Here is an 8,920-nt window from a genome sequence, read left to right as displayed (position 1 = left end):
ACCTTGGTACCGGACAGCAGCCAGCCGCCCTCGGTGCGTGTTCCCTTCGTCTGTACCGCGGCGAGATCGGATCCCGCGCCGTGTTCGCTCATGCCGATCGACGAATAGAGCCTGCCCGCTACGACTTGCGGCAACAGTCGCTCCCGCTGTTCCTCGGTGCCGTAGCTCAGCAGGCTCGGCGCGACCTGACGGTCGGCGGTCCAGTGTGCTGCCACCGGCGCGCCCGCCGCGATCAATTCCTCGGTCACCACATAACGCTGCAGGTGCCCGAGATCGTGACCGCCGTAGCGCTTCGGGATGGTCAGGCCGAGGAAGCCCGCGGCGCCAAGGCGCGCCGAAAAATCCTGATCCCACTGACCGAGCCACGCGTCGACGGCGGGCACCCAACCAAACTCGGCGCGGTCCGATCTCAGAAAGTCGCGTACCGCGTACCGCATCTTGGCCATCTCGGGCTCTCGCGCGCTCAACGCGTCGAAGGAACTCACTCGATGCCTCCTAGACGGTGGGGAGAGGGGTCGACGGAAGGTAGAAGTTGGGTGTCAGGTCTACCTCGCGGGCTGCCAGTCGGTAGTCCGACAGGTCGTCGACCCCCTCGTCACGAAGGATCTCCTCGTCGGTGTAGAACTGGCCGCTACACGCTGCGGCGGGCCTGGTGACGAGTGCATGTACGGCGTCGGCCATGATCCGCGGACTGCGGGCCTGCGCGTTGACGGCCGCCTCGCCCATCGCGACCTGCATCCCGGTGCTGGCGACGGTCGTGGCCGGCCACAGCGCGTTCACCGCGATCGGCACGGACGCGAACTCCTCGGCCCAGCCGAGAACGAGCAGGCTTTCCGCGTACTTGCCGACGGTGTGGCCGACGTGAGCCCCGACCCACCTTGGGTCCAGGTTCAGCGGAGGAGAGACATTGACGACGTGCGCGTTGTCCGAACGACGTAGATGCGGCAAAGCCGCCTGTACTACTGCGAATGGGCCTTCTACGTTGATCTCGAACAGCTTGCGAAGGCTCTTCGGCGGCAACTTCGCGGTCGGCCGCAGGTCGAGTGCGCCGGCGTTGTTGACCACGACGTCGATGCCGCCGAACTTCTGGGCGACCGCCTCGATGGCCGAGGCCACGGCGGCGGCGTCGCGGACGTCGCACACCAGCGGCAATGCCCGCCCGCCTGCACGCACCACGGCCTCCGCAACCTCTCCCAGAGTGCCCGCGATCTTGGGGTTGGGCGTCTCGGTCTTGGCCAGCAGCGCGACGGCGGCGCCATCTGTGGCGGCTCGGACGGCGATGGCGGCACCGATGCCGCGGCTGGCGCCGGTCACCACGACGACGCGTTGCTCCAGCGTTCGAGGAGCGGGTTCACTCACGTCTCGTCGACCCTTTCGTCGTCACGCCGCGGCAGTCTTGAATGCTATAACTATATAGCTCATTAGATGCGCGTCGTCACGCGCCCACCGACCAAAGCGAGGCCCCATGACCCAGGTCGTCTCGATCGGCACCTACCTGCCGCCCTGGACCGTGCACGGGCAACGGGTCAAGGGACCCGACGAGGATGCGCTCACAATGGCCGTCGCTGCAGGCCGGGCCGCCGACCCGGAGGCGACGGCACGACGCGTCGTCCTGGTGTCACGCGACTTCCCGCTGTTGGAGGGCGGTAACGGTGCGGTGTTGCTCGCCGGCCTGTCGTTGCCCTCGGACGTAGCGGTGAGCGAAGTGCTTGGCGGCGCGCCGTCGGTGCTCGACCAGATCCTCAACGCGACCGAAGGAACTCTGGTGCTCGCCGCCGACGACTCCGCGACGGTTGCCGCAGCGGGCGCGGTCCTGATCGGCGCGACGGGCGTGACCCTGGCACCCGTGGCCCGGCAGACCCGCAGCCTGCCCACCACCGCGCGTGGCGCGGACGGCACCCGCCACGACTACGGCGATCCGCGGCTACAGCGGGAGATCGGGGTCAAGTCGACCGTCGCGAAGCTGGGACTGACTAGCTCGCAGACCGTGGCCGCCGTGGTGGGCTCGAAGACCAAGGAGCTGGGCGGCGACGTCACCACCACGGGCGCGATAGAAGACCCGGTCTCGTCGGCGTCCGGGGTCATTCGCACGCTGGCCACCCTGATCGAGGAGGGCGGAGCATGCGGTCTGCTGTTGGCCATCGAACAGTCCAGCGTGACGGCGGCGGACGTGACATGGTCGTCGACGGCGCCGACGATCAATCGCAACGAAGTTCAGGCGCGGGATCTGCCCAAGTTCCGCACCGCCGACGGCAACGGCATCCCGATCTCCCTGCCGGCCTACGCTCGGGCGTTTGAGCCGAAATTGCGTTGGGAGGCAGCCGTATTCGAGGAACGGCCGGGGATTGACACCGCGCCACAGTTCCCACCCCGAGCGAGGGTCGATGACGCCGGCGGGTTGGTCACCGACTACCGGCTGGAACCGTTGCCGCGCACCGGAACCATCTACACCCAGACCACCATTCAGATTCCAGTTCCCGATTTGCCGAGCCCGTACTCGATCGCCGTCGTACAACTCGACGCCAGTCCCGTGCGGGTGTTGTTGAAAGTCACCGGCGTGCCCGCGGGTGAGGCCACCATTGGTCAGGCCGGGTCGGTGGTCCTGCGGAAGATCGCCGACCGCGCAGGCGTTCCCGACTACGGCTACGCCTTCTACCCCGCTGCGTCCGAGGGAGATCGAGTATGAGGAGAGTAGCCATGGTGGGGGCGGGGATGACCCCGTTCGCCGAGCACTTCGACCTTGGCATCAAGGACCTGATCCCGATGGCCTACGCCGAGTGCGTCACAGGAGTCGACAAGGGCATCGCGAAGTCGGACATCCAGGCCGCCTGGTTCGGCGAGCTGTCAACCACCGACGGATTCCCGTCGGGCATCCTGGCCGACACGCTCGACCTCACCGACATCCCGGTCACCCGCGTCGAAAATGCCTGCGCCACGGGTAATGATGCGATCCGCAACGGCACGTTTGCGATAGCGTCCGGCGCCTATGACGTCGTGCTCGTCGTTGGCGCGGACAAAGTGCGTGAGACCGCGTCGAGCAGCACGTTCTGGGACTGGGCCGCGATGACGCGGGACAACGCGTGGGACTATCCGCTCGGTCTGGTGGCACCGGCGAACTTCGCGTTGCACGTCAATCGGTACCTGCACGAGTCGCCAGCCACCAAGGAGCACATGGCCATGGTGGCGGTGAAGAATCACTTCCATGCGTTGACGAACCCGAAAGCTCAACTGCGCTACGAGATCACCATCGAGCAGGCGCTGAACGCCCCGATGGTGGTCGACCCGTTCGGGCTCTACGACTGCACCCCGCAGAGTGACGGCGCCGCCGCGGTCATCCTGGTGTCCGAGGACGTCGTCGACCGCTACACCGACCGGCCGGTCTGGGTGCGCGGCGTCGGACTTGGGATGGACCGGGTCATGCACCAGCACAAGACCGACATGACGACGTTCCCGCCCACCGTCAAGGCGGCCAAGGCGGCGATGACGATGGCCGGCGTGACGCCACGCGACATCGACGTCGCCGAGGTGCACGACTGCTTCACCGGTGTCGAGCTGATCAGCTACGAAGACCTCGGCTTCGCCGAACGCTTCGAGGCGTACAAGCTCGTCGAGGGTCGCGAGCACTACGTCGGCGGGTCGATCCCCATCAATCCGAGCGGTGGCTTGAAGGCGAAGGGTCATCCGCCGGGTGCCACCGGAGTGGCGCAGTGCTACGAGCTGTTCAACCAGCTTCGCGGTGAGGCCGAGAATCAAGTCGACGGGGCGCGAGTAGCGTTGGCCCACAACATTGGTGGTCCGACGGCGGTCTCTGCAGTTACCATCCTTTCCAACGAGAAGAGCTGATATGACCACCTCAGAGACGCAATCTTCCCCCGTCGCTTCGCTCGCCCCCGGCACTCTCGCCGGTTACGAGCAGTTCGCCCCGTGGCTGCTGGTGGAGAAGCGCGGCAACGTACACGTCATCAGCATCAACCGACCCGAGGCGCTGAACGCGGTCACCGAGGAGGTGCACCACGCGTTCGCCACCATCTGGAAGGTGCTCGACGCCGACGACGACGTGCGTGCGGTGGTGACCACCGGTGTGGGCAAGGCCTTTTCGGCCGGTGGTGACATGGTGATGTTCGGCCGCTTGATCGAGGACCAGGCCGCGCGGACGTTCCAGATCCACGAAGCCCGGACGGTCTTCCTCGAGGTGATCAACTTCCCCAAACCGCTGGTGTCCGCGGTCAACGGACCCGCCGTGGGGCTGGGCTGCTCGATCGCGCTGCTATCCGACCTGTTGGTGATGGGGGAGAGCAGCTACCTGGCCGACCCGCACGTGGCGATCGGACTGACCGCGGGTGACGGCGGCGCTGCGATGCTGCCTCTGCTGATCGGCATGATGAAGGCCAAGGAGTTCGTTCTGCTCGGCGACCGCATCACCGCGCCCATCGCCGAGAAGCTGAACCTGGTCACCAAGGTGGTCAGCGATGACACCGTGTTGGACGAGGCGCTGGCATTGGGCGAGCGACTGGCCGCGCTACCGCCGCAAGCACTCCGGTCGTCGAAGGTGGCCTTGAACATGCACCTGAGCCGAGCCGCGCAGGGTGTGCTGGAGTACGCGCTGGCCGAGGAGTTGGTGTCGTTCTCGACCCCTGAGTTCAAGGAGCGGGTCACCGCTTTCCGGTCACGCTCCAAGAAGTGACGAACAGACATCGCCAAGAATTCCTGCTCAACTCTGATGAGGGGCCCGTGATGACCACCTGCTCGAGAAGGTTGATGCCAAGGGTCGCAGCGGCAATGCTGGTCGCGGCCGGTCTCGCGGGATGTTCGTCTGAGCCGCCTTCTAGTCAGCCGCAACAATCGGGCACGGTGCCAGTCGGGACGGCAAAGGTGTCCATCGACGGCCGGGACGCCAGCGCCACCGGCACCTTGTCGTGTCACGCCATCGGGACGGTGACGACCCTCAGAAGCGGCAACGAGGACGCGGGAGTCACCGCGGTGGTATCAAGCGACCCCGCCTTGGTCGTCCAGTCGGTCAGCATTCACAACCTGGCCGATTTCAGCGGGAGCTACAACCAGGGCCTCGGCGATGCCGCGAAGGTGACCTTGGTCGGTCGCACTTACCAACTTTCGGGCATCGCAGACGGCTTCGACACCAATAAACCCAGCTTTCGCACGTCGGGAGAGTTCTCGATCCAGGCGGCTTGCTGAGTGGGTGCGCCCGGACCTCAGCGGTAAGCGGTGACCCGCGCAGTGAGCGCGACCTTGCCGTCGTCGCCGATGGCCTGCGCATCGCCCACTGCGGTGTTGCGGCCGACCCGCAACGCCGTGCCCTCGTAGCGGGAGTCGGCGCCTGCGAAGAACGGGCGCAGGAAGTTCACCCGCAGGGACGCGGTCCGCAACGGGGTGTCCGAGCGGCCCACGTTGATGGCCGCCGACGCCGCGAACTCGAGGCCGGCCGCCGCGACCCCGCCGTGCACGATGTCGATGTCGTTGTTCAGATTCGGGTCGACACGCTGCGACAGAACTAAGCCCGGCTCTTCGGGCCGAACGTGGACTGCCATCAGATCGGCGAAGGTCGTCGTGGGCGTGCGGTCCAGGGTCTCCGGCCGGTGCTTGGGGACGACGTCGTCGGCGTGAATGAAGAAGGATCGCACGGTACCGCCCCCGATCACGACGCCGTCGTAAGTCAGCGTGCAGATCCCCAGCGACGTAGCACCGAGCGTGCCCAGTGCGTGAGCGCTCGCCAGCACCGGACCGTCGAGATCCCCGATGCCGTCGAGGCTCAGCTCCATCGACAGCTCACTGGACACCGTCCATTGGCCGCGGCGACGGCGGTAGTGGTTCACGATGCCGGCGGCGGCGTCGACGAGGATGGCTAGCGGGCCAAGCGTGGGTGCGCCGGTGAACGGGTTGCGGAAACGCTCCATGGGCATCGACAACACCGCGATCGCCTCAGCCGGGCGAGACTCGACGTAGGCGATGCCGAACCGTAGCTGAATCGAGTCGGGCGTCTCGAGATCGTGGTGGTTGACGACCGCGTCGCCACCGGTCATTCGAGAAGGTCGACGACCGTGGACATTTCGGAGCCGGTGAGCACGAACTCCTCTGCCTTCTGCAGATGCCGCTTCCAGAGTTCGCCGGCCTTCTCGGCGTCGCCCGCCCTGATCATGTCCAACACCATTCGATGCGTCTTGGCTGACCGGCGGACCGCCTGCTCGGCGCGCACACCCTTGGTGGGTTGCAACGAACGGTTGGCCTTCTCGATGATGTGGTGCAGCATGTCGCTGACGATCTGGAGGGTGTCGTTGCCGGAGAGTCGCGCGATGGCGGCGTGGAAGTCGGTGAGCTGGTCGACCGCGTCGCTGCCGGGGTTCAGCTGTGCCTCGCGTTCCACGATCTGCTCGAGTTCCGCGATCACCTTCGGGTCGCGGTCCTTGGCCAATTGTTCGACCATCGGGACTTCAAGGGTCGCGCGGGCGTCGTACACGTCCTTCACCTTGACGCCCTCGTACTCGAGAATCAGCCCGGCGTAGCGGGCAAGCGTCTCGCGGCGTGGACGGGTCACCCGGGCACCGCCGCGCACCCCGCGCTGCACCTGGATCAGGGATTCGGACTCGAGCACGCGGAAGGCTTCCCGCAGCGTCGGTCGCGACACCCCGAAGCGCTCCATCAGTTCCGACTCGGGCGGCAGCATGGTGCCCTCGGTGATCTCGCCACGGATGAACATCCGCCGCAGTACCGTGGCTACCCGATCGGCCATCTTCGGCTCCCGAAGACTGGTGACCTCCATTACGACCTCCACCGTTGACGTAATTAACGAAACAACTAACTATTTTGGCAGATTAGCCGAACCTGCAACTCAAGCTGCGGATTGGCGGCATACCAGTGACCAACGTCATCCTCAATATCCCATCGCCCGGCCCATGAGGTCCTTCATGATCTCGGTGGTGCCGGCGTACAACCGCTGCACCCGCGAATCACGCCAGAGGCGCGCAATCTCGTATTCGTTGATGTAGCCGTAACCGCCGTGCATCTGCAGGCAGCGGTCGATGATCTCCCATTGCACCTCCGAGGTCCACCACTTCAGCCCGGCGGCGTCCTGATCGCTCAACGTCCCGTCGTTCACCGACAGCACGCACTGATCGAGGTAGGTCTGGGCGGCGTCCAGCTTGGTCTGCATCTCGGCAAGGAAGTGCCGGTTGACCTGAAACTTGCCGATTGGTTGTCCGAACGCCGTGCGCTCCAGCGCGTAGGCCTTGGTCAGCTCCAACGCTTTCCGCGCGGCTGGCAACGCGTAGCAGGCGACGCCGACCCGCTCACTGGGGAGGTTGCCGACCAGATGGTAGAAACCGCGGTTGAGTTCGCCGATCAGGTTCTCCTTCGGAACCTTGACGTCCTCGAAGAACAACTCGGCGGTGTCAGCGGAGTACTGGCCTATCTTGTCGAGCTTGCGGCCGCGGGTGAAGCCGTCCATGCCGTCTTCGATCATCAAAAGGCTGATGCCCTTGTGACGTTCGGACGGATCGGTCTTGACGGCGGTGAGCACCAACTTTGACTGCAATCCGTTGCTGATGAATGTCTTGGAGCCGTTGACGATCCAGTGGTCGCCTTCGTCGCGGGCGGTGGTCTTGATGCCACCCAGGTCGGATCCGGCGGCAGGCTCGGACATCGCGATGGACCCGATGTACTCACCGCTCGTGAACTTCGGCAGCCAACGGTCCTTCTGCTCGTCGGTCGTGAGGCTCTGCATGTAGGGCATCAGGATGTCGTTCTGCACGCCAAGGCCAATGCCCACAGCGCCGGTCATGAACATCTCCTCGGAGATGATCTGGTTGAACCGGAAGTCCTTGACTCCGAGCCCGCCGTACTTCTCGTCGAACTCCCAGCCGATCAGCCCGGCAGCTCCCGCTGCCAGCCACGCTTCGCGACTGACCTTGCCGTCCTTCTCCCACTTCTCGGTATGGGGCACGCACTCGCGCTCGAAGAACGTCCGCGCAGTGGCTCGGAAGTCGTCGTGGACCTCTTCGAAGATGTTGCGGCGCATGTACTTCCTCCTACTCAGCCCACGAGACGATCGCGGGCAACGCTTGGCCTGGGGCATGGTCTTCGAACAGCCGGTCCGCCAGCTGCGCCTCGAGTTGCTGGTACGAGCCGCACAGCGAATCGATCTGGAAGCCGCGCACGACGTACCTGTGCAGATCGTGCTCGATCGTCAAACCGATCGCGCCGCACACCTGCATGGCAGCGTCGGATACCGCGCGGTGTGCCCGCCCGGCGGCAGCCTTCGCGGTCATCGCCGACAGCTCCCCGCCATATCGCCACGTCTCGGCCAGCAGGGCGCGTGCACCCTCGAGGTTGGCCTTGGCCTCGGCGAGCAGGTGCCGTGGCGATTGGAATGCGCCGATGGGGGAGCCGAACTGGATCCGGACGCTGACGTGCTCAACCGCGATCCTCAAGGCCTCGTCGGCCAGTGCGACGAGTTCTGTGGCCAGTGCCCGCTGGGCACTGGCGACCGCGCGACTCCATTCCAGGGAGGCCTCCACCAGCTCGCCGGTCCGCGGCCCGCTGACCCGCGACCAGTGGGCCGACGTGTCGAACGTATCCAACCTGACGCCCTCGAGGTGATCGCCGTCGATGACCCCGATGGACACCGTGCCCTGCGGGCCCGCCACCGGCACGACCAATCGCCCTGCTCTGGGCAGCGGTCCAAGCAACGTGCCGTCGACCCGTTCTTCGTCGAATCCGGGCTTGTCGCCGTCGGCGATGCGGGGCAGCACGATCCCGTCGACCGGCCCGTCCAGCAGCGGGGCCAGTTCGGCCAGCATGACCCTGTCGAGGCAGTCCGAGTTGAGCAGTGACCGGCCCTGAGCGCGGAACAGTAACTCGCAGGCTTCGATCGGGTACTCGGTTTCGATGTCGGACCATCCGAGCTCCT

At 65.8% G+C, this 8,920-nt stretch carries 10 protein-coding genes; 4 read left to right on the top strand and 6 right to left on the bottom strand.

The annotated features are described in order from the left end of the window. The coding region (locus tag QOD90_RS14870; protein ID WP_526350965.1) for an acyl-CoA dehydrogenase family protein at positions 1 to 446 on the bottom strand (446 nt) is incomplete at its 3' end. Between the two features lie 49 nt (positions 447 to 495). Then, positions 496 to 1,359, bottom strand: a complete 864-nt coding sequence (locus tag QOD90_RS14865) for an SDR family oxidoreductase (protein WP_526350963.1) — start codon at positions 1,357 to 1,359, stop codon at positions 496 to 498. Positions 1,360 to 1,465: 106 nt separating this feature from the next. Between QOD90_RS14865 and QOD90_RS14860 the strand changes: the two genes are divergently transcribed. The 4 genes from QOD90_RS14860 (at position 1,466) to QOD90_RS14845 (ending at position 5,193) form a co-directional block, all read left to right on the top strand. Beyond that, positions 1,466 to 2,686 (top strand): Zn-ribbon domain-containing OB-fold protein, encoded by a 1,221-nt coding sequence (locus QOD90_RS14860; protein ID WP_526350961.1) that lies wholly within the window; start codon positions 1,466 to 1,468, stop codon positions 2,684 to 2,686. Beyond that, the gene (locus QOD90_RS14855) at positions 2,683 to 3,843 is read left to right on the top strand and encodes a thiolase family protein (protein ID WP_526350959.1); all 1,161 of its coding nucleotides are present in this window, start codon (positions 2,683 to 2,685) and stop codon (positions 3,841 to 3,843) included. The genes QOD90_RS14860 and QOD90_RS14855 overlap by 4 nt, the downstream gene beginning before the upstream one ends. 1 nt (position 3,844) lies before the next feature. Then, the gene (locus QOD90_RS14850; RefSeq protein WP_526350957.1) at positions 3,845 to 4,684 is read left to right on the top strand and encodes an enoyl-CoA hydratase/isomerase family protein; all 840 of its coding nucleotides are present in this window, start codon (positions 3,845 to 3,847) and stop codon (positions 4,682 to 4,684) included. A gap of 167 nt (positions 4,685 to 4,851) precedes the next feature. Beyond that, entirely contained in the window at positions 4,852 to 5,193 is a 342-nt protein-coding gene (locus tag QOD90_RS14845; protein WP_526350955.1) for a lipoprotein LpqH, read from the top strand. 17 nt (positions 5,194 to 5,210) lie between these two features. On the opposite strand, the gene QOD90_RS14840 is transcribed toward QOD90_RS14845, so the two are convergent. The 4 genes from QOD90_RS14840 to QOD90_RS14825 form a co-directional block, all read right to left on the bottom strand. Next, positions 5,211 to 6,038 (bottom strand): PaaI family thioesterase, encoded by an 828-nt coding sequence (locus tag QOD90_RS14840; RefSeq protein ID WP_526350954.1) that lies wholly within the window; start codon positions 6,036 to 6,038, stop codon positions 5,211 to 5,213. Beyond that, entirely contained in the window at positions 6,035 to 6,775 is a 741-nt protein-coding gene (locus QOD90_RS14835) for a FadR/GntR family transcriptional regulator (RefSeq protein ID WP_526350953.1), read from the bottom strand. Before QOD90_RS14835 ends, QOD90_RS14840 begins: the two co-directional genes overlap by 4 nt. A 111-nt stretch (positions 6,776 to 6,886) precedes the next feature. Next, positions 6,887 to 8,029 carry an acyl-CoA dehydrogenase family protein gene (locus tag QOD90_RS14830; protein ID WP_526350951.1) on the bottom strand — a complete coding sequence of 381 codons (1,143 nt, stop codon included), beginning with the start codon at positions 8,027 to 8,029 and terminating at the stop codon, positions 6,887 to 6,889. 10 nt (positions 8,030 to 8,039) lie between these two features. Beyond that, positions 8,040 to 8,920 (bottom strand): acyl-CoA dehydrogenase family protein (locus QOD90_RS14825; protein ID WP_526350949.1); only part of this gene is annotated, 881 nt, incomplete at its 5' end.

This window comes from Mycobacterium sp. (assembly GCF_032161845.1).
Lineage (GTDB): Bacteria > Actinomycetota > Actinomycetes > Mycobacteriales > Mycobacteriaceae > Mycobacterium.
The sequence above is the reverse complement of the archived record's forward strand: the minus strand, read 5'-3'. Positions and strand labels throughout refer to the sequence as shown.